The following is a 26,556-nucleotide window of genomic DNA, read 5'->3' as shown; positions in this document are numbered from 1 at the left end:
AGCAATTACAGAAAAATTTAAAACTCTGCCGCGTAAGCTCAGACAGTCACTGACATGGGATCGCGGCATGGAACTGGCCAAGCATCTGGAGTTTACTGCAAATACAGGAGTGAAGGTTTACTTCTGTGATCCCCAGAGTCCCTGGCAACGGGGGACGAATGAAAACACCAATGGGCTGATCCGACAATACTTCCCCAAAAAGACATGTCTTGCCCAATATTCCCAGCAAGAGTTGGATACGGTTGCAGCGCAACTAAACAGCAGACCGAGGAAAATTCTGAAATTTAAAACGCCAAAAGAAGTTATTGAAAAGAGTGTTGCGTTGACAAGTTGAATCTACAGCGGCCTTTTTTAAGATATCTCGCTCATCAGTGACGCGGCGCAGTTCAGCCTTGAGGCGCCGAATCTCGGCTTGCTGGCTGGAGTCATGCTGTTGCTGCACTTCGGGCTGGCTGTAGCGTTTGAGCCAGGCGTAGAGACTGTGGCTGGAAACACCAAGTCGCTCGGCGACCTCTGCCACTGGGTAATGACGCTCAGTCACCTGCTTGACGGCGGCCAGTTTGAATTCTTCCGTGTAACGTTGCTGCTTGCTCATAACACCTCCTGAATGACCTCAGTTTGAGGCTCTTGAGGTGTCTAGGAAAGTAGGGGCGATTCAATTCACCCTGAATCGCACACATAAAAAAACCGGCGCCTTGGCGCCGGTTTTTACTCACTACGTCTCGATTACAGAGAAGCGGTGAAGGTACGGGTGATGACGTCTTGCTGTTGCTCTTTAGTCAAAGAGTTGAAGCGAACGGCATAACCGGATACGCGGATGGTCAACTGCGGATATTTCTCCGGGTCTTCCATGGCGTCCAGCAGCATTTCACGGTTCATCACGTTAACGTTCAGATGCTGACCACCTTCCAGGTTGGCTTCGTGATGGAAGTAACCATCCATCAGGCCAGCTAGGTTGGCTTTCTGAGATTCCATATCTTTACCCAGTGCGTTCGGTACGATGGAGAAGGTATAGGAGATACCATCTTTCGCGTAAGCAAACGGCAGCTTGGCAACAGAAGTCAGGGAAGCAACAGCACCCTTCTGGTCACGACCGTGCATCGGGTTTGCACCCGGGCCGAACGGAGCACCAGCGCGACGGCCATCCGGGGTGTTACCGGTCTTCTTGCCATATACCACGTTAGAGGTGATGGTCAGAACAGACTGGGTAGCAACAGCGCCACGGTAGGTGTTGAGCTTCTGAATTTTCTTCATGAAGGTCTCAACCAGCTCACAGGCGATATCATCAACGCGCTCGTCGTTGTTACCGAACTGCGGGTACTCACCATCGATTTCGAAGTCGATGGCTACGCCATCTTCGTCACGGATCGGCTTGACCTTGGCGTACTTGATGGCAGACAGGGAGTCAGCAGCAACAGACAGACCAGCAATACCACACGCCATGGTGCGATATACGTCACGATCGTGCAGCGCCATCAGTGAAGCTTCGTAGCTGTACTTGTCGTGCATGTAGTGGATGATGTTCAGCGCAGCAACGTACTGCTTGGCCAGCCAGTCCATGAAGTGATCAAGACGGCTCATCACGTCGTTGTAGTCGAGGAACTCGGAGGTCACCATGTCAGTCTTGGGACCGATCTGGATCTTGAGTTTCTCGTCCATACCACCGTTGATTGCATACAGCATGGTCTTGGCCAGGTTGGCACGAGCACCGAAGAACTGCATCTGCTTACCAACGATCATCGGGGATACACAGCAAGCGATGGCATAGTCATCGTTGTTGAAATCCGGACGCATCAGGTCGTCGTTCTCGTACTGAACGGAAGAGGTCTCGATAGATACCTTGGCGCAGTACTTCTTGAAACCGACCGGCAGCTTCTCGGACCACAGGATGGTCAGGTTCGGCTCAGGGGACGGGCCCATGGTGTACAGGGTGTTCAGCATACGGAAGCTGTTCTTGGTGACCAGAGTACGGCCATCAACGCCCATACCAGCCAGAGTCTCGGTAGCCCACATCGGGTCGCCAGAGAACAGTGAATCGTATTCCGGGGTACGCAGGAAGCGAACCATACGCAGCTTCATGACCATGTGGTCCATCAGCTCCTGGGCTTCTTGCTCGGTGATCACGCCTTTTTGCAGGTCACGCTCGATGTACACGTCCAGGAAGCTGGAGGTACGACCGAAGGACATGGCTGCGCCGTTCTGGGACTTGACTGCCGCCAGGTAGGCGAAGTAGGTCCACTGTACAGCTTCTTTGGCATTCTTGGCCGGAACGGAGATATCACAACCGTACTTGGCAGCCATGACCTTCATCTGTGCCAGGGCACGATGCTGCTCGGAGATCTCTTCGCGCAGACGGATGGTGGCTTCCAGGTTGACGCCGTTTTCCAGGTCAGCTTGCAGGGACTTGAACTGGGCCAGTTTGTCGGCCATCAGGAAGTCGATACCGTACAGGGCAACACGACGGTAGTCACCGATGATACGGCCACGGCCGTAGGCATCCGGCAGACCGGTGATAACACCAGACTTACGGCAGTTCAGGATGTCTTTGGTGTAAACGTCAAACACGCCCTGGTTGTGAGTCTTGCGGTACTCGGTGAAGATCTTCTCGACCATTGGGTCAAGTTGACGACCGTACACTTCGCAAGAAGTTTTAACCATCTTGATACCGCCGTTGGCGATGATGGCGCGCTTCAGCGGCTTGTCAGTCTGCAGACCAACGATCTGCTCCAGGCTCTGATCGATATAACCGGCATCGTGTGCGGTAATGGTGGAGGGCATATCAGTATCAAAATCGACCGGCGCATGAGTGCGGTTCTCGATTTTGATGCCTTCCATGACCTTGTCCCACAGCTTGGCGGTTGCGTCGGTCGCTCCAGCCAGGAAGGACTCATCACCTTCATACGGGGTGTAGTTCTTCTGGATGAAGTCACGGGCGTTGACAGAAGTCTGCCATTCACCGGCCGCGAAGCCTTCCCATGCTTTTTGGAACTGTTCGTTAAGTTCTGCCATTTTTCATTACCTCACACGGTATTGATGTAGTATCCCGCAATCATCCTTAATGATGACGACGGAAGATAAACCAGTAAGTCAAACCAACCATCACGCCACCACCAATGATATTACCGATGGTGACCGGGATGAGATTGTGTAGGACAAAGTTGGATACGGTCAGATCGGCAAAGGTCGCCGGATCCTGGCCGATGGCCTGCCAAAACTCCGGACTGGCCACGCTGTGGATAGCGATGCCCACCGGAATCATAAACATGTTTGCGATGCTGTGCTCAAAACCGGATGCCACAAACATGGCCACGGGCAGCAACATCACCATCACCTTGTCGGTGGCAGTGCGGGCGCCAAAGGCCATCCACACCGCAAGACACACCATCAGGTTACAAAGGATACCCAGCACCACCGCTTCAAAGAAGGTGTGGTGAATTTTGTGTTGGGCCACTTTCAGGGCATTAAGCCCCCACTGACCATCTGCCGCGGTATATTGCGCTGACATGATGATGAGGCCAACCATCAGCAAACCGCCGATCAGGTTACCGAAGTAGACCAGCCCCCAGTTCTTGAGCAGCTGGGCCCAACTGATGCGATTGGCGGCCTTGGCCACCAGCGTCAGGGTGGTGGAGGTGAACAGCTCGGCACCGAGCAACACGCAGAGGATCAAACCCAGAGAGAAACAGAGACCACCGACCAGCTTGGCCATGCCCCAAGACATGGTGCCTGAACCTGTGGTCACTGTGATGTAAAAAATAAACGCGATGGCGATGAAAGCGCCTGCGGTAATGGCCAGGGGTATGACTTTATGTGCCGGCTTGGTGGCCTTGGCATAGGTGATGTCTTCAGCCAATGCAGCGATGGCTTCTGGCTTGAGACAATCGAATGGGGATTCAGCTTTCAATTCTTATCTACCTGAATGTTTTGCCTGTTGAAATCATAACAAAGGGCCAAATGGCCAAAATTGACATCGATCAAGTTTATCAGACTGTGAATGTAATTTTACTACAAATATTTTAGTGCAACGGCTGCGCCAGTTTACACCAGGTTTCAGCTGAAACAGAAATACTGTGTGTTTAATTTAATGATTTCAAACAATTTATTACCATGCACGTAAAGCTGATATTGGCAAGATATCTTTGCAGCTCGGCAGCACATCCCCTGCCCCTTCATCAACCCCATTAGAGGTATTTTTTGTTTTTTATTTCATCTTGGAATAAAAATCACCAATCTTACCGCACGATAAACAGAAGGGGCCACACGGCCCCTCCCTCTAACACAAGGGTTACGTCCAGCTATGAGCACGCTTGGCGTTTTGCAGCTTCTCATAAGCCGCCAGCAGCTTCTGATGCAACGGGAACTGCGACAGCGACAGATCAGCGGCGTCGAGCCCGTGGAAACGCGCTTCACCACTGGCGTTTGCCCACGCCAGCGCCAGCGTCTCTTCGCCATACATGCGGGTGAAGACGGCGCGATACTGCTCCGGATCCCGCTCCTCGTCGAGGAACAACTCGACACAGGCACGCAGGGCGCGGTAGTAGTTGGCACGATCGCTCGGGAACACCGACAAGTTAAACTCCATGGTCCAGTCGATAAGATCCATCGCCGTTTCCAGCTCGCCAGCGGCCAGTGCCAACATGGCTTTCAGCTCACCGACCCGCAGGGTATGCAGCGCGGTGCCCTTGGCGGCGGCGATACCCAGCAGCTCGCGCACACGGGTGCGCTCGTCGTGTCCCTCTTCATCCAGTTGATCAAACAACGCCATATATTGCTCGGCATCCCACTCCAGCGATGGCAACGCCAGGATCACCTCCCGCAAGTTGGCCCCCATGTTGTTGTTGGCCAGCAGCAGATCTTCAACCGGATAGATGTCAGACATGCCCGGCACCAGAATGCGGCAGGCGTAAACACCCAAGTGCTCGTAGTCGGCGATATAGACCGGCTGCTCCAGCTCGTGGAAGATGCCGATCAGATGATCAAACTCCTCCTGCGAGGTGCCACGGAAGTCCCAGTCGGCGAACTCGAAGTCTGATTCCTGCTTGAACAGATCCCAGCTGATAAGGCCGGAGGAGTCGATAAAGTGGGTCTCGAGGTTGTGGTGATCCGCCACCTGTTCGTTATCGAATGACGGCGGCACAAACACATCGAGATCTTTGAGACCACGGCCCTGCAGCAGCTCGGTAACGGTGCGCTCGAAGGCCACTTCGAAGCGCGGATGGGCACCGAAAGAGGCAAAGCAGGTGCCGTTGCTCGGGTTGAGCAGCACCACGCAGATGACCGGATAGCGCCCACCCAGGGAGGCATCGAAGCTGTAAATGGGGAACCCTTCTGCTTCCAGGGCTGCGATAGGCGCGGCAATCCCCGGATAACGGGCAATCACTTCGTCCGGGATCAGCGGCAGGCTCAGGGCCTCGGCGATGATCTTGTTCTTCACGTGGCGCTCGAACACCTCGGAGAGCGCCTGGGTGCGCGCTTCGGTGCGGGTGTTGCCGGCGCTCATGCCGTTGGAAACATAGAGGTTGCCGATGATGTTCATCGGGATATAGACGGTCTGGTGATCAGACTGGCGTTCGAACGGCAGCGCGACGATACCGCGCTCCTCGTTGTTTGACTGCAGATCCACCAGCATATCGGCGGTCACTTCACCATCCGGGTTGTAGAACTTGCGGGTGAAGCTGTCGAGCAGACCGGCCGGGAACTGGTCACCCTCGATGGGGAACCACTTCTCGTTCGGGTAATGCACGAAATCGCCGTTGGCAACCTGCTCGCCCAGATAGAAGTCGGCGAAGAAGTAGTTGGTGGAGAGACGCTCGAAATATTCGCCAAGGGCGGAGGCGAGTGCCGCCTTCTTGCTGGCACCCTTGCCGTTGGTGAAGCAGAGGGCGCACTCCTTGTCCCGAATATGCACTGACCAGACGTTGGGTACGGGGTTAAGCCAGGAGGCCTCTTCGATATCAAACCCTAAGGCTTGCAGCTTGGTCTGGAAACGGTCGATGGAATCTTCCAGTGCCGCGTCCTTGCCGGGAATAAAAGTGTGGTCTGTCATCACTGTATCCTGATTTTTATTGGCTCATGCTTGGCCGCAGATAATAGCAGGGGTCGGCCGCTTTGGCAGGACAAAAATCAGCAAACAAGGGGGATTGCAAGGTCATCAATGAGGCTGCTCCCCGCCCCTACACCACAAACAGCGCGGGCCCGGGGATTGCCCGGGCCCGCTGGTTACGCGACGCGATAAACCGTCAGAGCTGCTTGCCCTGACTGGCGATCACCTGGCTGTACCAATGGAAGCTCGCTTTCTTGATCCGGCGCAGCGAGCCCCCTTTCTCGTCACGCTCCACATAGACGAAGCCGTAGCGCTTCTGATAGCCGTTGAGCCAGCTCAGGATGTCGGTAAACGACCAGGCACAATAGCCCAGCAGCGCCACCCCGTCCTGCATTGCCTCCTGGCACGCCTGGACGTGACTGCGCAGATAATCGATGCGGTACTCATCGTTCACCTTGTCGCCCGCCTCCAGCTGGTCGAACTCGCCAAGGCCGTTTTCGGTGATCATCAGCGGCAGACCGTAGCGGGAAGAGAGACGACGCAGGGCGATGCGCATCCCGGTCGGGTCGATGGCCCAGTCCCAGTTGCTGGTCTCAAGGTGCGGGTTCGGGGCCGTCTTGAAGAGGCCGGGAACGCCGCTCGATGGGGTAGTCCCCTTCTTGCCGGTGGTGTTGATCCGCTGCAGGGTCTGACCGCCCAAGGGGTTATCGGTGTAGGTCAGGGTGTAGTAGTAGTTGACGCCAATATAATCCGGCGTCCCTTCGCGCAGCAGCGCCAAATCCCCCGGCAGAATCTCGGGCGCCTCGCCGTTTTCCCGCAGATAGGCGAGCGCCGCCTGCGGATAGCGGCCAAAGCAGTAGGCATCCAGCCACCAGAGGTTGTTGAACTCCTCGGCATTCTCGTAGGCCAGCATATCTTTCGGGTCGCACGACGCCGGATAAGCAGGGGAATAGGCAAAGCTCGGGCCAATCAAGCCATTCGGCACATGCTGGCGAAACGCCTTGATCACCTGGGCATTGGCCAGAAACGCAATGTGGTTGGCGGCAAAGAAGCGCTTGCGGTCCTGCACCGCAGGCGGATGGGTGCCGAGCTGATAGGCGTTGGTCAGGTTGTAGTTCTGCTCGTTCAGCGACACCCAGTACTTCACCTTGCTGGCAAAGCGCTGATAGAGGGTCACGCAGTAGCGCTCGAAATCGGCGATGATCCGTCGGTCTTCCCAGCCGCCGTACTCATCTTGCAGCGCTTGCGGCAAGTCCCAGTGGTAGAGGGTGAGTACCGGCTCGATCTGGTGCGCCAAGAGGGTGTCGATCAACTTCTCGTAGAAGGCCAAACCCGCCTCGTTCACCTCCCCCCGACCGGTGGGGTAAATACGCGGCCAGCTCACCGAAAAACGGTAGGCCTTGAGCCCCATCTCGGCCATCAGCGCCACGTCCTCTTCCATGCGGTGGTAGTGATCCACCGCCACATCGCCGTTGCTCCCCTCAAAGGTCTTGCCCGGCAGCTTGGTGAAAAGATCCCACACCGAGGGCCCCTTGCCATCGGCATTCCAGCCCCCCTCCACCTGATAGGCGGCGGAGGCGGCGCCCCACAGAAAATCGCTCGGGAAGTCATTGAACTTGTGGTGATGCATCTGATATTGCTCCTGCTGCGCTGATGGTGTCAGCCATCGCTGATAACTCAGCGCCCCCGCGTTGGGGCGCCCGAAATGAATTGGCATCAGCATCCAACACTTCTAAAATTCCGTCCAATGACAAATATGACCACTCAACATTCCCGACAGGAATGAAAGGAGCCCTGATGGAGCTACGGGATCTGAAAGCCTTCGTCACCCTGGGGGAGGTATTGCACTTTGGCCAGGCAGCCGTGCGCCAGCACGTTACCCAGTCGGCCCTGAGCAAACAGATCAGGCGGCTGGAAGAGGAGCTGGGGGGCGAACTGTTCGAGCGCAACGCCAGCAGCACCCGCCTGACCGGACTGGGCCGGGCGCTTTATGAGGATGCCCGCGCAGTGGTCATCCAGAGCGAGCAGCTCTCGCGCACTGCCCGCGACGTGCTGGCGGGCAACGTCGGCACCCTGCGTATCGGCTTTGGCGTCGCTACCAAGATCCTGGTGCCCGCCGCCATCGCCCGTTTTCGCGCCGAGCGGCCACAGGTGACCATAGAGCTCAACGATCTCTCCACCCACCACCAGCTGCTGGCCCTCAGTGAAGGCAAGCTGGATCTCGGTTTTTGCCGCCTGCCCGCCCCCAAGGGGTGGCACGCCCTGCCGGTGGTCGAGGCCCACTTTGTCGCCGTGCTGCCCGCCAGCTACCGAGATGTGAGGGAATTGGCCGATCTGGTGGATAAACCGCTGGCGATCCTGCGCCGGGACAAGGCGCCGTCATTTTACGATCACCTGATGAACTATCTGGCCCAAAGCGGGCTGCGATTTCAGGGTATCCAGTACGTCAACGACTTCGCTGCCGGGGTTGCCACCGCGGCGGCGGAGATCGCCTGGACCCTGGTCCCCTCCTCCACCACCATAGAGCACCCGGATGTACTCACCCTGCCTCTGAGAGATGGGGAAGCCTGCTGGACCATAGGGCTGATTCGTCCGCCCCACAGCAAGGGGCCATTGATAGACGCCTTCTGGGCGACCATCGCCGATATGACACCGAGCTAGATACGCCGCTGACAAAAGCGGATGGCGGCAGCGCCTCAACGATAGCGCGCGACAATGCGCGCCAACTCACCGCTTTGACGCAGCTGTTGCAATGCCCGGTTGAACTCGGCTATGCGGATATTAAAACGGGAATGGTTGCCAATGCAGAGGTTGAACGGGGTCGATGCCAGCTGCAGCGGCACCTCGACCACCTGCCCGGACAACCCCAGCGTGTTGAGTTTGAAGCGCGCCACTAGTGGATCGGTCACCATCAGGTCACCCCGACCCGCCGCCAGCATTTTGAAGACGTTATCGACGTTGATGGTGTGATGAACGGTGAAGCCAGCCAGATTCTCCTTGCCCCAGCCGTTGCCCAGATAGTCAAGAAAGGTGAAGGTCTTGAGGTCGCTCAGGCGGCTGGCTCGCTGAAACGCAGCCATCCGGGGGTGGCCAAGCTGAGTAAATATGGTCATCACCGTCATGGTGACGGGCTCATCCACAATCTGGGTATAGCTGCGCCGCTCCCGGGTGGCGATGGTCACAAAGCCATCTGCCTGCGCCATCCGCACCATTTTTTGCGCCCGTTGCCACGGATACCCCTGATGAGTGACCCGCAGCCCCATCTGCCCTGCCACCCGATCCATCACATCGATCATCAGCCCGCGCATCTTGCCCTGCTCGTCACGCCACGAATATGGGGCAAAGTCGTCAAAATAAGCCATTTTCAACTCGGGAGCGGGCGCTGCCAAGGCACTCTGCCACATCAGCAATCCCCACAGGATTGCGCTCCCCAGCCTGACTCTCATGGCCGCAACTCCATCCACCTCTGCCAACTCTGAGCCTAGTGCAAAGCGTGCTGCGGCAAGGATCAGGAGCCAGCGAAAAGTGACTAGCGAAACAGTGGCCAGCGAAAAAAGAGAGGGGAAGCACTGGCTTCCCCTCTCTCGTTAGCGTGTCAGCTTGTTAGCACGCCACGTAATCGATAGCAGTCATGGGTTGCGCTGGTTACGCCAGCTCGGCCCGCAGTGCCTTGGTGGCATTGACCATCACTTTAAGTGCGGCCTCAGTCTCTTCCCAACCGCGGGTCTTGAGGCCGCAATCCGGGTTGACCCACAGCCGCTCGGCCGGGATCTGCTTGGCCGCCTTGCGCAGCAAGCCCTCAATCCAGCTCTGGCTCGGCACGTTCGGCGAGTGGATGTCATAAACACCTGGGCCAATCTCGTTGGGGTAGTTGAAGCGCTCGAACGCTTCGAGCAGCTGCATCTGGCTACGGCTGGTCTCGATGGTGATCACATCCGCATCCAGCGCCGCCACCGCCTCGATGATGAGGTTGAAGTCGCTATAGCACATGTGGGTGTGGATCTGGGTGCTGTCCACCACCGGGCTCGCGCTCAGCCGGAAGGCGCGTACCGCCCAGTCGAGATAGGCCTGATGATCCTGCTTGCGCAGCGGCAAGCCTTCGCGGATCGCCGGTTCATCGATCTGGATGATCTTGATGCCGGCGCTTTCCAGATCCGCCACCTCGTCGCGAATGGCCAGCCCAATCTGCAGGGCGGACTGCTCACGGCTCACATCTTCTCGCGGGAAGGACCAGCAGAGGATGGTCACCGGGCCCGTCAGCATCCCCTTGACCGGCTTGTCGGTCAGGCTCTGGGCAAACTTGGTCCATTCGAGGGTCATCGGGGTCGGGCGGTCGATGTCACGGGTGATCACCGGCGGCTTGACGCAGCGGGAGCCATAGCTCTGCACCCAACCGAAACGGGTGATGGCAAAGCCGTCCAGCAGTTCACCAAAGTACTCAACCATGTCGTTGCGTTCGGCCTCGCCGTGCACCAATACGTCCAGCCCGATGGCCTCCTGACGTTCAATGGCATCACGGATCTCCCCCTGAATGCCCGCCTCGTAGGCGCGGTCATCGATGCGACCGGCACGCCAATCCTGACGCAATACCCGGATCTGCGAGGTCTGCGGGAAGGAGCCGATGGTGGTAGTGGGCAGCAGCGGCAACTTGAGATCGGCCCGCTGCAGCTCGGCCCTGACCGGATAGGGGCTGTGGCGATCAAAATCGCTGTTGGTGAGGCTGGCCAGACGGGACTGCACCGCACGCTTGTGAACCCGGCTGTCGGACTCCCGATCGACGATGGGCTGGCTGTAGGCGGTGATCTTGTCGAGCTCGCCACCATCCAGATAGTCTTTGAGCAGCCCCAGTTCGTAGCATTTTTGCAAGGCGAAGGCGAACCAGCTGCGGGTCTGGGGATCCAGCTCCAGCTCCAGGGTCAAATCCACCGGGCTGTGCAGCAGGGAGCAGGAGGAGGCCACCCAGAGCCGCTCGCCGAGCTTGGCTTTCAGCGCTTTCAGGGTCGGCGCCAGCTTGGCCAGGTTGGCGCGCCAGACGTTGCGGCCGTTGATCACCCCGGCGGAGATGACCCACTGGGCTGGCAAATGAGGGATGAGCGTCTCCAGCTGCTCGGGGGCGGCCACCAGATCCAGATGCAGGCCATCTACCTTCAAGCTGGTAATGATGTCGCGCTGATGAGTCACCGAACCGAAATAGGTGGTGAGCAGCAGCTTGCAGGGGCCAGCCAGACGCTCGTAAGCGTTGAGGTAGGCCAGACGCCACTCATCCGGCAAGTCCAGCGTCAGCGCCGGTTCGTCGATCTGTACCCACTCCACCCCTTGGGCAGCCAGCTTGGCCAGGATCTCCTGATAGACAATCAGCAGGCGATCGAGCAGTTCAAGGCGAGAGAAGCCGCTCTCTTTCTCCTTGCCGAGCCACAGGTAGGAGACCGGCCCCAGCAGCACCGCCTTGACCGGCAGCCCCAGCGCCTTGGCCTCGTCCACCTCGTCAAACAGCTGGCTCCAGCCCAGCTTGAAGCGCTGATCGCGGCTAAATTCCGGCACCAGATAGTGATAGTTGGTGTTGAACCATTTGGTCATCTCGGCAGCGGCGGCGGCCGGGCCAGTCGGCGCACGACCACGGGCCACCCGGAACAGGGTGTCGAGGTCGGTTTCACCATGGCGGTGACGGGCAGGCACCGCATCCACCAGCAGGCTGGTGCCAAGCACCTGGTCGTACCAAGCGAAATCCCCCACCGGCAGCAGATTGACCCCGGCGGCGTGCTGGGCCTGCCAGTGACGCTCACGCAGCGTCTTGCCCACGGCAACGAGTTCGGCCTGAGTGGTCTCGCCACGCCAGTAGGATTCGAGGGCAAATTTCAGCTCGCGCTTGGCGCCGATACGGGGGAAGCCCAGGGTGTGTGCTCGTGTCATAGGTTCATTTCCTTATGCTCATTCATCTGATGGGAAACTGGATGATTTGGCCATCCAGATGTTTACACATCCAAAATGACAAGATAAGGTGGCGTTGGCTATTGAATCCTTTTCAACAGCCTCTCAAAAAATCCGCGATTGATGCAACAAGGAGCCATGTTATGGCAGTGCCAAGCAATGCAGGTCTGGAAATCAAGCACTTGAGAACCCTGACCGCGCTGGCCGAGCAGGGGTCGCTGGCCGGTGCCGCGCTGACTCTCAACCTCACCCAGTCAGCCCTCTCCCATCAGCTCAAAGAGCTGGAGACCCGCCTCAATCTGGAGCTCTACCTGCGCAAAAGCCGCCCGCTGGTGCTGACCGCGGCTGGCAGCCAGCTGCTCGCCCTCGCCCGTCAGGTGTTGCCAGCGCTATCCCAGACCGAGAAGCAACTGCAGGCCCTGCAGAGCGGCGATGCGGGCAGGCTGCATCTGGCGCTCGATTGCCACAGTTGCATTCAGTGGCTGCTGCCGCTGCTGCCAGAATTTCGCCGCCAGTGGCCGGGGGTGGATCTGGAGGTGGAATCGGTGCCGGGCTTTGATGCCATCAATGCCCTGCTCGGCGGCCAGCTCGACCTGCTGCTCACCTCTGACGTGCAGGCCCGTGGCGATCTCCACTTCGAGCCGCTGTTTGCCTTCGATCTCACACTGGTGATGGCGCCGGATCACCCCCTCTGCCACCAGAGCCGCATCGAGCCGGGCGATCTGGGGGCGGAGGTGCTGCTGGTCTACCCGGTGGAGCGCAGCCGCATGGATATCTTCAGCCGCTTTTTGCAGCCCGCCGGGGTGGAGCCCGCCCGCTGCAAGCCGGTAGACAACACCTCGGTGATGTTGCAAATGGCCGCTGCCGGGCTCGGGGTCGCCGCCCTGCCGCGCTGGGCCAGCGAGGAGTTTGTCAGACAGGGGATGCTCTGCGCCCGCCCCCTCGGCAGCGGTATCCGTCGCCATATGTATGGCGCGGTGCGGGGCGCCGACAAGGATCAGGCCTGCCTGCAGAGCCTGTTCGAGCGCATTCGCAACAAGATGGGGAATGGTTGAAGAGAGGGGAAAATCACAGTTATCGCAGGCAATGCTGGCCTGACAAGGGGCAGAACAGTATCCTGATGCTTTAACGTTGCTTAACGGTAGCCATCATGTCCCACGTTGATCTGAATCTCTTTCGCGTCCTGGATGCGGTGATCCGCTATGGGGGCGTCACCACCGCCGCCGAGATGATGGAGATGACCCCCTCGGCCATCAGCCAGGCCATCAGCCGCCTGACCGCGCTGGTGGGCGAGCAGCTGTTTGTCCGTCAGGGACGGGGAATTACCCCCACGGCGCGGGCGCTGAGCCTGCACCATGAAATCATGGTACCGCTGCATGACATGGAGCGCAGTCTGCAACGCACCGACCTGTTTGATCACCATACCAGTCGGCGCACCTTTCGCATCGCGGGCGTCCCTGATATCGATGTCTTCTTCCTGCCGGAACTCAACAACCTGCTGCAGACCCAAGCCCCCAACTGCCAGCTGGAGTGGAACACCCAGGTGCAGGATGAAGCCTTGCGCCAGAACAGTCTCTATCTGCACAGCGTTGACCTGGTGCTGGCGACCAAACCCATGGTCGAGCAGAGTATTGAAAACGAGCAGATCATGTCCCAGCCCCTGCGCATCGCCTGCCGCAAGGATCACCCGCGGATCCGCCAGGCCCCCGACATGACCACCTTCTTCAACGAAAAGCATGTGGTGCTGCAGGCCAGACGGCTCGACAACCTGTTACTCAACACCCTGACCAAGGCACCGCTGCCGCCCCGCCAGATCGCCTACGAGAGCGACTCCCTGCTCACCGCCCTCCATCTGGTGAGCCGTACCGACTGGCTCTGCGTTGCCAGCCAATGGCACATGGATATGCTGGGCGATACCCTGGCGCTGGCCAGCTACCCCCTCCCCTGGGTCTCGGAAGATTGCCCGGTTTACATGAGTTGGCACAAAAGCTCCAATCAGGATGCGGGGCTGAACTGGCTCAAACAGCAAGTGCGCAATGTTTGCTCGTTTTAAGCCTGCTTCACAATCCAGCCCACCCATCTACTCAGCTGGGCTATCGATCTTCTGGAAAAGCGCTCTTATGGACGATCGTCCTCAGGATAATCGGGCGCGCTCTGCCAGCCATTGGGGCGCAGCTCATGCCGACATCGTGGTACCGAAATAGCTGCGCAGCGCCTCCACCACCCGCCGCACCTTCTCCGGGATCTCCCGCTGCGGCGTGATAGCGTGGATCTCCATCGGCGCCACCCGAAAACCGGGCAGCAGTTCGAGCAGCCGCCCCAACGCCAGATCCTCACCAATCTCCCCCTCCGGTTGCAACGAGATCCCCTGCCCTGCCAGCGCAAACTGGCGCAGCGGCAACACGTTGTTGCAGAGCACCTTGGGCTTGAACCTGACCCTGTGTTCTCCCCCCTTCTCATCGAGTAGCAGCAAACCGTTGCCCAGCATGTCGCCACAGAGCCAATCGTGAGTCGTCAGATCGGCGGGCGTGCGCGGTGTCCCCTTGCGCGCCAGATAGGCGGGGGCGGCGCAGAGCAGCATCCGGGTTTGCCCCAGTTTGCGGGCCACCAAAGTCGAGTCGGGCAGGCTGCCGACCCGCAGCGCCACGTCGATCCGCTCGGCAATCAGATCCCGCTTCTCGTCATCGGCGATGATCTGGATGGTGAGGCCGGGGTGGGCCTGCAACAGCGGCGAGAGGGCCAGTGCCAGCGGCTGGCCCGCCATCCCCACCGGGGCGGTGATCCGCACTTCACCAAGCAAGGAGTCTCGCACTTCGGAGAGGCGCAGCTCGGTCTCGCTCAGGGTCTGCTGCAACGCCCGGCACCCTTGCCACACCACCTCCCCCGCCTCGGTCAGGCTGAGTCGGCGGGTGGAGCGATGGAGCAGGGTCAGCCCGAGCAGGCTCTCCAGCTGGCTGATATGCTGACTGACAGCAGAGGGGGTCATGCCAAGGGATTTGGCCGCACCTGTCATGCTGCCCGCCTCCACCACGGCGGCGAAGATAGCGTAACGTCTGAGCTGTTCCATTATTAAATCCAGCTTATAAGTGAATGCATTTTTGCGGTGATTATTAAATCACATCCGGCGGCGTAGGATAGCCTCATTCCAACAGTGAAGGAGAGTTCCCCATGAAGATTGCCCTGATCGGTGCCAGCGGTTTTGTCGGTTCAGCCATTTTGAACGAGGCCGTCAGCCGCGGCCATCACGTCACCGCCATCGTTCGCGATGTCAGCAAGGTGGCCGCCCATCCGCAGATCACCGCCGTGGCGGTCGATGCCCAAAACCCACAGGCATTGGCCGAAGTGCTCAAGGGGCACGATCGGGTGATCAGCGCCTACAACCCGGGCTGGACCACACCGGATATCTACGAGCAGTACCTCAAAGGTGCCAACGCCATCGTGGCTGCCGCCGTGCATGCCAACAGCTGGTTGCTGGTAGTGGGTGGTGCCGGCAGTCTGGAGATTGCCCCCGGCGTGCAACTGGTGGATACCCCGGAATTTCCGGCCGAGTGGAAACAAGGCGCACTGGCGGCCCGCGACGGTCTCACTGCCCTGCGCGGTGAAACTGCCCTCGACTGGCGCTTTGTCTCTCCTCCAGTGTTCCTCGAACCGGGCGAGAAGCGCGGCGGCTATCGACTGGGTGGCGATCAGGTGCTGTTCAGTGGCGAGCAGCCTGCCGGGATCACCGCCGGTGATCTGGCCGATGGCGTGCTGAACGAGGTGGAAAAACCGGCTCACCTGCGCCAGCGCTTTACCCTGGGTTACTGAGCGCCAACAGGCGGTTAAGGCCAGACATGCGCACTCACTCCCCTGATCCCTCGATCAGGTGATAATCCGCTCAAACAGAAGGGAGGCATCCGCCTCCCTTCTGTTTTGGTGATTTTGCCGCTGGCAGCTTGCCTCTGGTTGCCCTCAACAGGGCGCCCGACATCCGTCGCACCATCCGTCGCACCATGCATCACACTATGCCTCGCACTAGGTTGGCCAGGCTGGTGGCAGCCGTCAGGGGGCGGCGCCCACCAGTTCACCCGGGTCAAGAGATGGTCAAATGATGTGACATCGATAGCGTCGGGTTACTTCTTGCCAAAACCCGACTGCTTGAGGGTATAGCTGGCGTTGTTTTGCCAGGCATCCAGACCACTGCGGTTATTGCCCGCCACCAGACTGGCCGCAAGACTCGGGCTGTTGAACAGCTGATCGGCGGTAAAGACAAAGCCGCCCTGACTGCGGGGCACTATGACCCCCTTCTCCAGCAGTTCATGACGCAGCTCGATCACCGCTTCACGCAAAGAGGCGGCATCCTCGCCATTGGCGGTGGAACCGGCTAGCACCATAAAGCCCGGATTTTGCCGCTTGCCCACCGGATAACCGTGGGCCTCGGCCCCTTTGCCGTTGAAGTGGTAGAGCTCGCGCTCCCCCGGCCGGTTGTCGGAGAGTGCCTTTTGCAGGGTCATCAGCTCGTTGTAGATCTCGATGGGGACGACGGCAGCCTGCTTGTTGCCCTTGCTATCGATGATAAAACTGACTTGCTTGTGTAACATCCTTGCTCATCCTGTGACCCATGGAAGCCCCTATTCTAACCACCTCGGGCAAGCGGGATCCAGCGAGGATCCACTGCTCTTTTGCCGCCTTGATCACTAACTGACACTCTTGATCAACCGTAAGGGGTGTTGATCATTGCTGGCCGTGCTAGCGTACCAAGCATGATGAAAGCCATTGACCATCAAACGGTTATCCCATGCTGACCCTGCGCAACCTCTGCAAGAGCTTCGATAACGGCAGTGAACGACTGCCGCTGTTCCACCATCTCGATCTCGCCCTCCCCGCTGGCGAGATCACCCTGCTGCTGGGCCAAAGCGGCTGCGGCAAGTCCACCCTGCTCAATCTGATCGCCGGGTTGATTGCACCGGACGAAGGGGAGATCTGGCTGGGGGAGACCCGGATCGACACCCGCACCCCCGACGAGCGGGCGCGCCTGCGGGGTCGCCATTTCGGCATCGTCTATCAGGATTTCAACCTGCTGCCGACCCTGAACGTGGCCGAGAATCTGGCCCTGCCGCTGGCCATCAACGGGCTGCCACCGGATGAGACAAAGATTGACCAGTTGCTGCACCGGCTCGATATGAGCCACAAGCGCCAAGCCTGGCCGGAGCAGCTCTCCGGCGGTCAGCGTCAGCGGGTGGCGCTGGCCCGCGCCCTTATCCATCAACCCAGTTGGCTGCTCGCCGACGAACCCACCGGCAGCCTCGATGAGCACAATGCCGAACAGGTGATGGCGCTGATGGTGACGGCGGTGCGGGGCACCGGCGCAGGCTTGCTGCTGGTGAGCCACAACCCCGCCTATGCCGCCCTGGCCGACAGGGTGCTGCGCCTCGAAGGGGGGCAACTTATTGAACTCAAGGGCTCCCGTCATGGCTAAACGGCGACTGCAACTGCCGGGAGCACGCTGATGCTGCCACTCAAAGCGCTGCTGCGCCTCTATCGCAGTCACCCCTGGTTGCTGCTGATGAGTCTGGCCGGGCTGGTATTGGGAGTGTCGCTGGTGGTGGCCATCGAGCTGCTCAATCACAGTGCCCGCACCAACTTTGTCGCCGCCCGCAGCCAGCTGGCAGGGGAAGCCAACTACCGGCTGGCCCCCGCTGGCGGGCTGGATGAGCAGCTTTACGTGCAACTGGTGACCAGCCAGCCCGCCCTCGATGCCATGCCCCAGCTCCATGGCTGGCTCAAAGATGAGCAGGGGCGCAGCTTTCAACTACTGGGAATGGATCTCTTCAACCCCGGCCCTCTGCGCCAGCTGTTTGGCGCCCAACCCGCAAGCGAGCCCGACTTTTCCCTCAACCGTGCCGACAGCATCTGGCTGGCGGCCCCCGAGGCAGAACGCCTTGGCTGGCAAGCGGGCCAGAGCCGACGCTTTGTATTGGGCGGCAACGATGGCGCCAGCGCCAAACCCCTGACCCTGACGCTGGCGGGCACGTTTGAACCGGGCGCCGTGCCCATGGAGCGACTGCTGATAACCGACATCGGCCTCGCCCAACCGCTGCTGGATAAAGCGGGTCGGCTCGATCGCATCGTCTTCAAGCTAAGCGACGTCGAGGCTCGTATCCTGCAGGCAACCCTGCAAACCGATTACCCGAACCAGCCCTTGTGGCTTGAGCCCATCAGCCCGGCGCTCGATGCCAGCCAGCTTGGCGATGCGTTGGCGCTGAACCTGACGGCGCTCTCATTGCTCGCCATGGCGGTGGGACTGTTTCTGGTGTTCAACGCCCAGCGATTTGTGCAGAGCGGGCGCCGCCCCCAGCTGGCCCAGTTGATCATTCTGGGGATGGGGCCGAGCCGGGTACTGCGTTGGCTCATTCTGGAGCTGGTTATTCTCGCCACCCTCGGCACCCTGCTCGGGGTGCTGCTGGGGAGCCTGTTGGCGCTGGCGCTGATGGGGCAACTGACCCAGGCGCTGGCCGATCTCTATGGGCCCAACCCCATCGATCTGTTGCGCCTCTCCCCTGTGAGCCTGTTCAAGGCGCTGTTGATCGGGCTGCTCGGTACGCTGGCCGCCAACCTGCCCGGCTGGTGGCAACTGCTGCGCCAATCCCCCCTCGAACTGCGAGCAGGAAACAGCCGCCCCCCCGCTCACCCGTGGCGACGGCGCTTGCTGGCCATCGCCATCCTGCTGCTGTGCGCTCTGTGCCTGTGGTTGCCGCAAACCGGTTTGACCGGTGCTCTCTTTATCGCTGGCGGCTGGCTGCTGGCCATGGCGCTCTGGCTGCCCGATGCCCTGCGCGGCCTGCTTGGCTGGCTGCGACGGCGCGCGGGCGGCCCCCTCACCGCCCGGCTCGGGGTGGCCGAGACCCTCTATCATCTCGATCGCACCGCCATCGCGGTGATGGCGTTGCAGCTGGCCATCGCGGCGGCCATCGGCATCGGGGTCATGGTGTCGAGCTTTCGCTCAAGCGTGGAGATCTGGCTCGGCCAGCGTCTGGCCGCCGATCTCTATGTCACCGCCCCCAAGGGGGTGGCGGGCAGCAAAGGCACCTTGAGCGAAGCTACCCTCGAGACCCTGCTCGCCAATCCGCTGGTGAGCGCCACCTCGCGCCGCTCGGTTCACCCCGCCCGCTGGCAGGGGCAACCCATCGAGTGGGCGCAGATGGACTTTATCCCGCAGCTTAAAGCGGCCTATCCGCTGCTGGCCGGACGCTGGCCGACCCGCCCCGACGAAGTACTGGCGAGCGAACCGCTGACGGTGCGCCTCGGGGTCAAGGTGGGCCAGACGCTGGCGATCAGCGGCGAGCAGGGGCCAAGGCAGTTCACCGTCACCGGCGTCTATCAGGATTACGGCAGCGACAAGGGGCAGATCCTCCATGCCTTTAGCGAGGGGGCGGTGCAATCCCTTGCCCTCTTCAGCAATGATCCAGAGCAACTGGCCGACCGTCTGCGCGAGCGCTTTGGCGAGCAGCTCAATCTGCTGTCAGCCCCCGCCATCCACGCCGCCGCCCTCAAGGTGTTTGATCAGACCTTTGTGGTGACCGAACTGCTGAAACTGCTGATCTTGGGGATCGCCTTTGTCGGGATCGGCTCGGCTTTTATGGTGCTGGGGCTGGCACGCCGTGGCGAACTGCAGACCTTGCAGAGTCTGGGCTTGAGCCCCCGCCACTGCCGCCGTCTGCTGGTGTGGCAAGGGGCGGGATTGGGGCTGCTCACCGCCCTGCTGGCGCTGCCGGTGGGGTATGGCCTCGCCTGGGTGCTGATCGAAGTGGTTAACCCCCGAGCCTTTGGTTGGCGCCTCGCCTTCGAGGCCGCCCCCCTCCATGCCGTCACCGCCCTGCTACTGGCGCCGGTGTGTGGCGCATTGGCATCCTGGTATGCCGCAAGGAGAGTGGTATGAAACCTCGTTTACCGCGCTGGCTCAGCCATGCCTTGACGACCCCATTGACCGGTCCTGTATCCCCGGCCGTTCTCCAGCGCAGAGAAGATCGCAGCGCGGCCGCGAACCATCCCCTCTCCCTTCGGGAGAGGATCAGGGTGAGGGGAATGCTGAACTCATTGCGCGCCCGCTGGCTCGCCGCCCTCTTGCTCCCGCTTATCGCCATGAGCGGCAGCGCGCAGGCCAGCGATCTGGGCGCCCTGCTCGGCGGCGGCAACGACAGCTTTAAAAAAGTGCAGCTGGGGCAAACCATCCAGCTGCCGGAGGATCACGCCGCCCACCCCGATTACCGCTCCGAGTGGTGGTATCTCACCGGCAACCTCAAGGATGAACAGGGGCGCGAATACGGCATGCAGTGGACCCTGTTTCGCCAAGCTATCGAGCAAGAACTCCGCACCACCAACCCCTGGCTCACTCCCCAGCTCTGGCTGGCGCAGTTTGCCATCACGGATCTCGACCGTGGCACCCACCAGCAAGATGAACGGGCCAGTCGGCAGGGGCCGGGGCTAGCGGGGGCCAGCGGCGGCGAATATTGGCTCAGGGAGTGGCGACTAGCCTCGCAAGGGGCAGCGCTGTTCCCCGCCACCCTCAAGGTGCAGAGCAAGATTGGCGAGCTGAACCTCACCGTCACTGCCGCCAAGCCGCTGGTGCTGCAAGGCAAGGCCGGTTACAGCGAGAAGAGCCCCGGCAACGCCTCCTTTTACTACTCCTACCCGCGCCTGCAGCTGAGTGGCACCCTGATCCGCGATGGCGAGATCCGCACCGTGACCGGACAAGGCTGGTTTGATCACGAGTGGAGCAGCTCGGTATTAGCCGAGTGGCAATCAGGCTGGGACTGGTTTTCGCTGCAACTGGCCGATGGCCGCGAGCTGATGCTGTTTCGCCTGCGCACCAAGGCGGGCCGCGCTAATCCCGAAAACCAGCCAGAAAACCGCTACGGCATTCTGATTGAACAAGATGGCAGCAGCCGGGTGCTCGCCCCCGACGCGATTCGTCTTACCCCGGGCAATACCTGGCGCGGCCCCAAGGGGCAGCTCTACCCTGTCGAGTGGCAGCTTAAGGCCGGGGATCTGAACCTCGTTATCAAGGCGCGTCAACCCAATCAGGCCATGACAGGCCGCTTTGATTACTGGGAGGGTGCTGTGTCCGTCTCGGGGGATGCAAGCGGTGTTGGCTATCTGGAGATGACGGGGTATTGAGTGAATTTACCTCTCCATGACTTTTACTATCGTGGAAATAAACACTCGTCAATATAACAGTAAAATCACCAGAGGCTGCGAGCTTTCCCATCTTTTTGGAAGGTCAACATTGAAGATACTGTTATGACTGTCACATTATTGTTGTTGAACTCTCTTTTTATTTAATTTAACCTAAGCATCGGCTTATGGGCAGATTATTAGCTCGCGCTTCGCGAGCAGTGAAAAAATTGTCCACTTGGATTGCCCTATTGTAGTGTGTCGATGTGCACACTGAGCGTATAGTGCGTAAGAGTGCCCATAAGCCTCCTCATATACGGGTATATATATGTCAAAACTCCAGTCATTGAAGTCTATATCCTCCAAGCCAGAATTAGCTAAATTGTTAGGTGTTGATGCTGCATTCTTAACTAGAACCTTATACATTATAAGGCCTGAAAACCAATATCATCAATTTAGCATAGATAAAAAATCTGGCGGTAAAAGAGTGATTAACGCTCCATCTGAAGAATTGAAAAGCCTACAAAGGAACTTGTCCAATTTACTCTTAGATTGCATCGATGAAATTAACAAAATAAAATATCCAACATCCCAGCTAGCCGCACCCAAAGTCAGAGAGAATGGTGATATTGACTACGCAGCAGAAGTTTTGAAAATTAAAATCCCCTCTTCAAAATCTAAACAACCTTCTTTATCACATGGCTTTTCAAGAAATCGCTCTATTATTACCAATGCAATGATGCACATAGGAAAGAAAAACATTCTAAACATTGATATAGAGAACTTTTTCGATAGCTTTAATTTTGGTAGAGTTAGAGGCTATTTTATAAAGAATAATGATTTCAAACTGGATCCTCATATTGCAACAGTAATAGCACAAATAGCTTGCTATGATAATAAACTCCCTCAAGGGAGTCCCTGCTCCCCTGTTATATCAAACCTAATATGTCACAGCTTGGATATTAATTTATCATCTTTAGCAAAAAAATATAAATGCACATACACAAGATATGCCGATGATATAACTTTTTCCACTAGAAAATCTGAATTCCCTAAGAAAATTGCAGAGCAAAATGAGGGTTATTACACTTTAGGTAACGAGTTACTTTATGAAATAAAACGCTCTGGGTTCTCTGTTAATAACGGTAAAACTAGGATTCAGTATAAGAATTCTCGACAAGATGTAACGGGACTTGTCGTTAACAAAAAACCTAATACAAAAAAAGAGTATTGGCGTTTAGCAAGAGCTAAATGCAATGCACTATTCAAAACTGGCACTTTTACTACCATTGAAGATGGTGTATCTGTTATAGGTAATCTAGATGAATTAGAGGGCCAGCTAAATTTCATTGACCACGTAGACCATTATAATCGTTTAAGACAAAAAGCACCATTGTCACCAGAATATAGTTTGAAGTCTATAGGTAAAAGCACAAATATTTTACTTTCTGGAAGAGAAAAAACATTCAGCCAATTTCTATACTATAGATTATTTTACGGCAACGAGAAACCAACAATTCTATGTGAGGGTAAAACTGACAACATTTATTTAAAGTCAGCTATAAGTGAACTCATGGCACATTATCCATCTTTAGCTATAAAGACTGATGGTAAATACGAATTATTGATACGTTTTGTTGAGTATACCAAGAGAACTAGATTTTTATTGGAGCTTTTTGGTGGCACAGACTATCTAAAAGGATTCATTGAAAACTTCCATAAAAATATGGCTCCGTATAAAAATTTAAAGCCCAAAAACCCTGTGATTATTTTCCTAGATAATGATACCGGACCAAGTAATATAGTCAATTTATTGCAGGGGAATAAATTTCAAAAAATGATTACATTAATCCCGTCACATTTGGATAAGAAGGATGACATACGAAAATCAGAATTTATACATGTTATGGATAATCTATATGTAATATTTACACCTTTAGGAAATTCTGGTGAGGAAACGGATATAGAGTACTTCTTCGATGACAAAACAAGGCTGATGAAACATTCAAATGGAAAATTCTTTAATACTGTTGAAAAAAGAGATACAAAAAATGACCTTAGCAAGGATGCTTTTGCTACTCACATTGTAAAGGAGAAAAAGAAAAGCATTGATTTCACTGGATTAAAAGTGCTTCTAGACCCTATTGCAAAAGTAATTGAACACTATAAAAACATTAAGTGATAGGGAACGCCAGCGTGCTGGTTTAGCCCCATTCGCTGGTACGGCTATTCCTGTGACATCGCTGAACAAACTGGATATGCGCTGGCCCAGATATATGCCCCCGCTTTGTTTGAGTCGGGATTGAGGCAAAGGATTATTTCCTCCCCCCTCCCAGCGATTGAATAAATGCCAAGGTGCGGCGATTAAACTGCTCCGGCTGCTCCACATTACAGACATGGCCGCACTGTTCGATCACCGCCAGCGAGGAGCTGGCATCGCGGGCCACCTGTTCGCGTACCGGCGCCAGAAACATATGATCCTCCTCCCCCATCACATAGAGGGTGGGAATGGGCAGGGAGCGTTCGCGGAAGTAGCGCATCAGCGGGTTGACCTCGGTGGCGAGGCGGAACCAGCGTTTGAACTCTTTCTGGCACAGCTTGCGGGCCTCGCGCACAAACAGGTTGCGCGACTCCTGATGGCGCTGGCGCGGCATGATGATGAAGGCAAACAGCCGGTAGAGCCACATATAAGGCAGGATATGCTGGCCGAGTCGGCCCAGCTGTACCAGCACCCGCGAGCGGATATCGAGCCGCAGGATGGCGCCCCCCAATACCATGCTCTTGACCCGCTCCGGGCAGAGCTCGGCCAGATGGCGAATAAGGATGGTGCCAAGGGAGATGCCGACAAAGTGGGCGCGGCGGATATTGAGGTGATCAAGCAGCCGCACGATATCTTCGGTCACTTCCCGAAAGCTGTAGTGGCCCTTGACCACCTGTTGCAGCTGGTGGGACTGGCCATGGCCGCGCAAGTCCAGTAGCAGTACGTTGAAGTGTTCACGATAGGCGCGCAGCTGTTTGAACCAGATGGAGGAGCTGCCACCGGCACCGTGGACAAACACTACCCAATCCCGTTCGGGGCCAAGCTCAAAGGTCTTGTGATACAGCATCTTGCGACTCCCTCATCGACGGCATTGGGGTATAGTAGGCGCGCATCTTAGCAGATAATTTCAGCAAAAAAATACGTTTACATGGTAACCGGCAAGGAGCGTGAAGATGGAGTTGACGAGTGTGAGGACCTTTCTGCTCACCCTGCCTGGCACGCAGGAAGATACCCCGTTTGGCCCGGAGATCCTGGTCTACCGCATCGCGGGCAAGATGTTCGCGCTGGTGGATTGGCAGGCCGATCCGCTCACCATCAACCTCAAATGTGAGCCCGAACTGGCCCTGCTGCTGCGCGAGATCCACCCCGAGGTCAAACCAGGCTGGCATATGAACAAGCAGCACTGGAATACGGTGACCTTAAGCGATGCACTGCCGGCCGATCTCTGGCAAGGCTGGGTGCACCACTCCTATGACCGGGTTGTCGCGGGTCTGCCCAAAGCCAAACGGCCGCAGGCGCCGCGCCCCCTCCACCCCACTGACGGTAAGGCCCCATGACCCCAGCACTGCGTATTGTCCCGCTCAGCGAGCCACATATCCCCGCCCTCGTTACCCTGTTCGAGCAGGCGGTGCGGCGCAGCGGCCCCGAGCACTACAGCGCCGAACAGGTGGCGCAGTGGGCCCTCGGCGCGCGCCATCCCGGCTTTGTCAGCCAGTTGCGCGAGCACCACGGCTGGGTGGCGGAGCTTGGAAATGTGCCGCTGGGTTTCGTCACCCTGAGTGCGGATGGCCACCTCAGCTTGCTCTATGTGGGCGCCGACTATCAGCGGCAGGGGTTGGGCAATCTGCTGCTCACCACGGCGTTGGCAGGCGCCCGGGCGCGGGGCCTGCAGCGCATCACCACCGAGGCCAGCGCCTTCAGTTATGAGCTATTTTTACGACATGGCTTTGTGTTGACCGGGCTGGAGTGCGTGGAGCGGGGCGGAGTCAGTTTTACGCGCCATCGCCTGCACTGCTGCTTGCCAAGCTAGGTCAAGTCACTAAAATACGCTTAATTTTCGTATTGTTACTGTATTGAGGCAGCAACCATGGTGGTAGAAAGTGAAGGCTATATCTCGCTGATCGAGTATCTGGTGGAGAGTCTGGGATTGTTTGAATCCCAACAGCAGAGCAACGGTGAAGAGACCATCGAAGATCTGGTCAGTGGCCGTGTTGCCAGCAACCTGATGGCCATTTGCGAGCAAAACCCGCAGATCGATCCCAAGGTGCGTTTTGCCATCATGCAGGAGGCCGACGCCGTGGTCGCCGATCTGGAAGAGGTGCTCTCCGCCGTCTGGCTGCGCGCCCCGACCCCGGAACAAAAAGCCTTCCTCATCGAGTTTATCGACCTTATCAAGAACCTCTTTGACAGCGCGATCGCCTGATCTGCCGCCCGGTTCTCCCGTCCAACGCAAGGTTTTAAAACACGCAGATATGAAAAGGGCCGCCTTGGTGGGCAGCCCTGCTTGCTATCACTTTCAATCCCCCCATGCGTTCATTCATTGGGTGGTTATCAAGGCAAGAAATGTGTCTGGACTTTGCATCCGATCCCTGGACGCTAACTAGTTAGTCCTGCCCAGTAGCAATAAGTTCCCGCCAGACATCATTTATTTTCACTTTTTTTAAGAAAATCCCTACAGCGTGGTTCAGCGGTTCAGGCTTGGCGGCAAACAGACGCCAATGCCACCCAATCCGCAGTATCCGTCCGGGTTCTTCGCCAGATATTGCTGATGGTAATCCTCGGCGTAATAGAAGGGCGCCAGCGGCAAAATACGGGTGGTAATGGCACGGCTGTCGCCGCTCGCCATCATCGCCTGTTGATAGGCCGCCATGCTCTGCTGGGCGATGATCTGCTGGCTCTCGTCATCGAAGAAGATCACCGAGCGGTACTGGGTGCCCACATCGCCCCCCTGCCGCATCCCCTGCGCCGGATCGTGCTGCTCCCAGAACAGTCTCAGCAGATCGCCGTAGCTGATAACAGCCGGGTCAAACACCACCTGCACCGTCTCGGCATGGCCGGTCAGCCCGCTGCACACCTCTTTGTAGCTGGGATTCTGGGTGACGCCGCCCTGATAACCGGCCGCGGTGGAGTAGACCCCCGGTTGCTGCCAGAACAGGCGCTCCACACCCCAGAAACAGCCCATGCCAAACCAGGCCACCGCCATCCCCTCCGGCCAGGGGCCCTGGGTCGGGTTGCCGTTCACCCCATGTTGCTGACCAATCACCATCACTTCGCGTCGTCCCGGCAGGGCATCTGCCGGTGAAATAATCTGTTCCATGAATCCTGTCCTTGTATAAAACCCTGTGAAATCACACAGCTGACGAAAAGGAGCATCGAAGATAGCAGTTTATCG

General features: G+C 57.8%; 22 protein-coding genes and 1 pseudogene. 12 read left to right on the top strand and 11 right to left on the bottom strand.

Going from position 1 to position 26,556, the window contains the following annotated elements; genetic code table 11:
- Nucleotides 1-334, top strand: a 334-nt coding sequence (locus CF137_RS08810; RefSeq protein ID WP_139718775.1) for an IS30 family transposase, incomplete at its 5' end; no start/stop codon positions are given.
- A gap of 12 nt (nucleotides 335-346) precedes the next feature.
- On the opposite strand, the pseudogene CF137_RS08805 reads toward CF137_RS08810, so the two are convergent.
- The 5 genes and pseudogenes from CF137_RS08805 to CF137_RS08785 all read right to left on the bottom strand — a co-directional run.
- Nucleotides 347-595: pseudogene (locus CF137_RS08805) on the bottom strand (transposase); the annotation flags it as partial.
- A 131-nt stretch (nucleotides 596-726) separates the two neighbouring features.
- Nucleotides 727-3,009, bottom strand: coding sequence for a formate C-acetyltransferase (gene pflB, locus CF137_RS08800; protein WP_042019222.1), 2,283 nt, complete (start codon nucleotides 3,007-3,009; stop codon nucleotides 727-729).
- A gap of 46 nt (nucleotides 3,010-3,055) precedes the next feature.
- Nucleotides 3,056-3,904 carry a formate transporter FocA gene (gene focA, locus CF137_RS08795; RefSeq protein WP_139718774.1) on the bottom strand — a complete coding sequence of 283 codons (849 nt, stop codon included), beginning with the start codon at nucleotides 3,902-3,904 and terminating at the stop codon, nucleotides 3,056-3,058.
- A 381-nt stretch (nucleotides 3,905-4,285) separates the two neighbouring features.
- A complete protein-coding gene (gene ycaO, locus CF137_RS08790) occupies nucleotides 4,286-6,046 on the bottom strand; it encodes a 30S ribosomal protein S12 methylthiotransferase accessory factor YcaO (protein WP_139718773.1) in 1,761 nt (586 codons plus the stop codon).
- A 193-nt stretch (nucleotides 6,047-6,239) separates the two neighbouring features.
- Nucleotides 6,240-7,673 carry a glycoside hydrolase family 1 protein gene (locus CF137_RS08785; protein WP_139718772.1) on the bottom strand — a complete coding sequence of 478 codons (1,434 nt, stop codon included), beginning with the start codon at nucleotides 7,671-7,673 and terminating at the stop codon, nucleotides 6,240-6,242.
- A 167-nt stretch (nucleotides 7,674-7,840) separates the two neighbouring features.
- On the opposite strand from CF137_RS08785, the gene CF137_RS08780 reads away from it, so the two are divergent.
- Nucleotides 7,841-8,704 (top strand): LysR family transcriptional regulator, encoded by an 864-nt coding sequence (locus CF137_RS08780; protein WP_139718771.1) that lies wholly within the window; start codon nucleotides 7,841-7,843, stop codon nucleotides 8,702-8,704.
- Between the two features lie 35 nt (nucleotides 8,705-8,739).
- Here CF137_RS08780 and CF137_RS08775 read toward each other — a convergent pair whose 3' ends face one another.
- Nucleotides 8,740-9,489, bottom strand: coding sequence for a substrate-binding periplasmic protein (locus CF137_RS08775; RefSeq protein ID WP_139718770.1), 750 nt, complete (start codon nucleotides 9,487-9,489; stop codon nucleotides 8,740-8,742).
- A gap of 199 nt (nucleotides 9,490-9,688) precedes the next feature.
- Entirely contained in the window at nucleotides 9,689-11,953 is a 2,265-nt protein-coding gene (gene metE / locus CF137_RS08770) for a 5-methyltetrahydropteroyltriglutamate--homocysteine S-methyltransferase (RefSeq protein WP_139718769.1), read from the bottom strand.
- A gap of 161 nt (nucleotides 11,954-12,114) precedes the next feature.
- Between metE and CF137_RS08765 the strand changes: the two genes are divergently transcribed.
- Both CF137_RS08765 and CF137_RS08760 read left to right on the top strand, forming a co-directional pair.
- Nucleotides 12,115-13,026 (top strand): LysR substrate-binding domain-containing protein, encoded by a 912-nt coding sequence (locus CF137_RS08765; protein ID WP_139718768.1) that lies wholly within the window; start codon nucleotides 12,115-12,117, stop codon nucleotides 13,024-13,026.
- Between the two features lie 95 nt (nucleotides 13,027-13,121).
- The gene (locus CF137_RS08760) at nucleotides 13,122-14,024 is read left to right on the top strand and encodes a LysR family transcriptional regulator (RefSeq protein ID WP_101324473.1); all 903 of its coding nucleotides are present in this window, start codon (nucleotides 13,122-13,124) and stop codon (nucleotides 14,022-14,024) included.
- A 123-nt stretch (nucleotides 14,025-14,147) separates the two neighbouring features.
- Here the strand turns inward: CF137_RS08760 and CF137_RS08755 are convergent, their stop codons facing one another.
- A complete protein-coding gene (locus CF137_RS08755; RefSeq protein WP_139718766.1) occupies nucleotides 14,148-15,038 on the bottom strand; it encodes a LysR family transcriptional regulator in 891 nt (296 codons plus the stop codon).
- 101 nt (nucleotides 15,039-15,139) lie between these two features.
- Between CF137_RS08755 and CF137_RS08750 the strand changes: the two genes are divergently transcribed.
- On the top strand, nucleotides 15,140-15,778 hold the full coding sequence (locus CF137_RS08750; RefSeq protein WP_139718765.1) for an NAD(P)-dependent oxidoreductase: 639 nt from the start codon (nucleotides 15,140-15,142) through the stop codon (nucleotides 15,776-15,778).
- A gap of 305 nt (nucleotides 15,779-16,083) precedes the next feature.
- Here CF137_RS08750 and CF137_RS08745 read toward each other — a convergent pair whose 3' ends face one another.
- Nucleotides 16,084-16,551 (bottom strand): DUF4357 domain-containing protein, encoded by a 468-nt coding sequence (locus CF137_RS08745; RefSeq protein WP_139718763.1) that lies wholly within the window; start codon nucleotides 16,549-16,551, stop codon nucleotides 16,084-16,086.
- Between the two features lie 197 nt (nucleotides 16,552-16,748).
- On the opposite strand from CF137_RS08745, the gene CF137_RS08740 reads away from it, so the two are divergent.
- From CF137_RS08740 to CF137_RS08725, 4 genes are all read left to right on the top strand, one after another.
- On the top strand, nucleotides 16,749-17,429 hold the full coding sequence (locus CF137_RS08740; RefSeq protein WP_139718761.1) for an ABC transporter ATP-binding protein: 681 nt from the start codon (nucleotides 16,749-16,751) through the stop codon (nucleotides 17,427-17,429).
- Between the two features lie 30 nt (nucleotides 17,430-17,459).
- Entirely contained in the window at nucleotides 17,460-19,889 is a 2,430-nt protein-coding gene (locus CF137_RS08735) for an FtsX-like permease family protein (protein ID WP_139718759.1), read from the top strand.
- A 185-nt stretch (nucleotides 19,890-20,074) separates the two neighbouring features.
- Nucleotides 20,075-21,127: a lipocalin-like domain-containing protein gene (locus CF137_RS08730; protein WP_193556565.1), complete on the top strand. Its 1,053-nt coding sequence runs from the start codon at nucleotides 20,075-20,077 to the stop codon at nucleotides 21,125-21,127.
- A gap of 325 nt (nucleotides 21,128-21,452) precedes the next feature.
- A complete protein-coding gene (locus CF137_RS08725; RefSeq protein WP_139718757.1) occupies nucleotides 21,453-23,306 on the top strand; it encodes a retron Ec67 family RNA-directed DNA polymerase/endonuclease in 1,854 nt (617 codons plus the stop codon).
- 133 nt (nucleotides 23,307-23,439) lie between these two features.
- Here the strand turns inward: CF137_RS08725 and CF137_RS08720 are convergent, their stop codons facing one another.
- Nucleotides 23,440-24,231 carry an alpha/beta fold hydrolase gene (locus tag CF137_RS08720; protein ID WP_139718755.1) on the bottom strand — a complete coding sequence of 264 codons (792 nt, stop codon included), beginning with the start codon at nucleotides 24,229-24,231 and terminating at the stop codon, nucleotides 23,440-23,442.
- 106 nt (nucleotides 24,232-24,337) lie between these two features.
- Between CF137_RS08720 and CF137_RS08715 the strand changes: the two genes are divergently transcribed.
- Genes CF137_RS08715 through CF137_RS08705 form a run of 3 tightly spaced genes read left to right on the top strand, consistent with a single transcriptional unit; the run spans nucleotide 24,338 to nucleotide 25,587 of the window.
- Nucleotides 24,338-24,721: an MmcQ/YjbR family DNA-binding protein gene (locus CF137_RS08715; RefSeq protein ID WP_139718753.1), complete on the top strand. Its 384-nt coding sequence runs from the start codon at nucleotides 24,338-24,340 to the stop codon at nucleotides 24,719-24,721.
- Nucleotides 24,718-25,194, top strand: a complete 477-nt coding sequence (locus tag CF137_RS08710; protein ID WP_139718752.1) for a GNAT family N-acetyltransferase — start codon at nucleotides 24,718-24,720, stop codon at nucleotides 25,192-25,194. The genes CF137_RS08715 and CF137_RS08710 overlap by 4 nt, the downstream gene beginning before the upstream one ends.
- A 57-nt stretch (nucleotides 25,195-25,251) precedes the next feature.
- Entirely contained in the window at nucleotides 25,252-25,587 is a 336-nt protein-coding gene (locus tag CF137_RS08705) for a DUF3802 family protein (RefSeq protein WP_042019186.1), read from the top strand.
- Nucleotides 25,588-25,848: 261 nt separating this feature from the next.
- On the opposite strand, the gene msrA is transcribed toward CF137_RS08705, so the two are convergent.
- Nucleotides 25,849-26,481: a peptide-methionine (S)-S-oxide reductase MsrA gene (gene msrA / locus CF137_RS08700; RefSeq protein WP_101318783.1), complete on the bottom strand. Its 633-nt coding sequence runs from the start codon at nucleotides 26,479-26,481 to the stop codon at nucleotides 25,849-25,851.
- Nucleotides 26,482-26,556: the final 75 nt, after the last annotated feature.

This window comes from Aeromonas sobria, from assembly GCF_006243315.1.
GTDB classification, from domain to species: domain Bacteria; phylum Pseudomonadota; class Gammaproteobacteria; order Enterobacterales; family Aeromonadaceae; genus Aeromonas; species Aeromonas sobria_A.
This window is presented reverse-complemented; position numbering and strand designations above follow the sequence as displayed.

Excerpts from the sequence above, each read along its gene's own strand:
- pflB (WP_042019222.1), bottom strand. The coding sequence starts at position 3,009 with ATGGCAGAACTTAACGAACAGTTCCAAAAAGCATGGGAAGGCTTCGCG.
- ycaO (WP_139718773.1), bottom strand. The coding sequence starts at position 6,046 with ATGACAGACCACACTTTTATTCCCGGCAAGGACGCGGCACTGGAAGAT.
- CF137_RS08785 (WP_139718772.1), bottom strand. The coding sequence starts at position 7,673 with ATGCATCACCACAAGTTCAATGACTTCCCGAGCGATTTTCTGTGGGGC.
- CF137_RS08780 (WP_139718771.1), top strand. The coding sequence starts at position 7,841 with ATGGAGCTACGGGATCTGAAAGCCTTCGTCACCCTGGGGGAGGTATTG.
- CF137_RS08775 (WP_139718770.1), bottom strand. The coding sequence starts at position 9,489 with ATGAGAGTCAGGCTGGGGAGCGCAATCCTGTGGGGATTGCTGATGTGG.
- metE (WP_139718769.1), bottom strand. The coding sequence starts at position 11,953 with ATGACACGAGCACACACCCTGGGCTTCCCCCGTATCGGCGCCAAGCGC.
- CF137_RS08765 (WP_139718768.1), top strand. The coding sequence starts at position 12,115 with ATGGCAGTGCCAAGCAATGCAGGTCTGGAAATCAAGCACTTGAGAACC.
- CF137_RS08760 (WP_101324473.1), top strand. The coding sequence starts at position 13,122 with ATGTCCCACGTTGATCTGAATCTCTTTCGCGTCCTGGATGCGGTGATC.
- CF137_RS08755 (WP_139718766.1), bottom strand. The coding sequence starts at position 15,038 with ATGGAACAGCTCAGACGTTACGCTATCTTCGCCGCCGTGGTGGAGGCG.
- CF137_RS08750 (WP_139718765.1), top strand. The coding sequence starts at position 15,140 with ATGAAGATTGCCCTGATCGGTGCCAGCGGTTTTGTCGGTTCAGCCATT.
- CF137_RS08745 (WP_139718763.1), bottom strand. The coding sequence starts at position 16,551 with ATGTTACACAAGCAAGTCAGTTTTATCATCGATAGCAAGGGCAACAAG.
- CF137_RS08740 (WP_139718761.1), top strand. The coding sequence starts at position 16,749 with ATGCTGACCCTGCGCAACCTCTGCAAGAGCTTCGATAACGGCAGTGAA.
- CF137_RS08735 (WP_139718759.1), top strand. The coding sequence starts at position 17,460 with ATGCTGCCACTCAAAGCGCTGCTGCGCCTCTATCGCAGTCACCCCTGG.
- CF137_RS08725 (WP_139718757.1), top strand. The coding sequence starts at position 21,453 with ATGTCAAAACTCCAGTCATTGAAGTCTATATCCTCCAAGCCAGAATTA.
- CF137_RS08720 (WP_139718755.1), bottom strand. The coding sequence starts at position 24,231 with ATGCTGTATCACAAGACCTTTGAGCTTGGCCCCGAACGGGATTGGGTA.
- CF137_RS08715 (WP_139718753.1), top strand. The coding sequence starts at position 24,338 with ATGGAGTTGACGAGTGTGAGGACCTTTCTGCTCACCCTGCCTGGCACG.
- CF137_RS08710 (WP_139718752.1), top strand. The coding sequence starts at position 24,718 with ATGACCCCAGCACTGCGTATTGTCCCGCTCAGCGAGCCACATATCCCC.
- CF137_RS08705 (WP_042019186.1), top strand. The coding sequence starts at position 25,252 with ATGGTGGTAGAAAGTGAAGGCTATATCTCGCTGATCGAGTATCTGGTG.
- msrA (WP_101318783.1), bottom strand. The coding sequence starts at position 26,481 with ATGGAACAGATTATTTCACCGGCAGATGCCCTGCCGGGACGACGCGAA.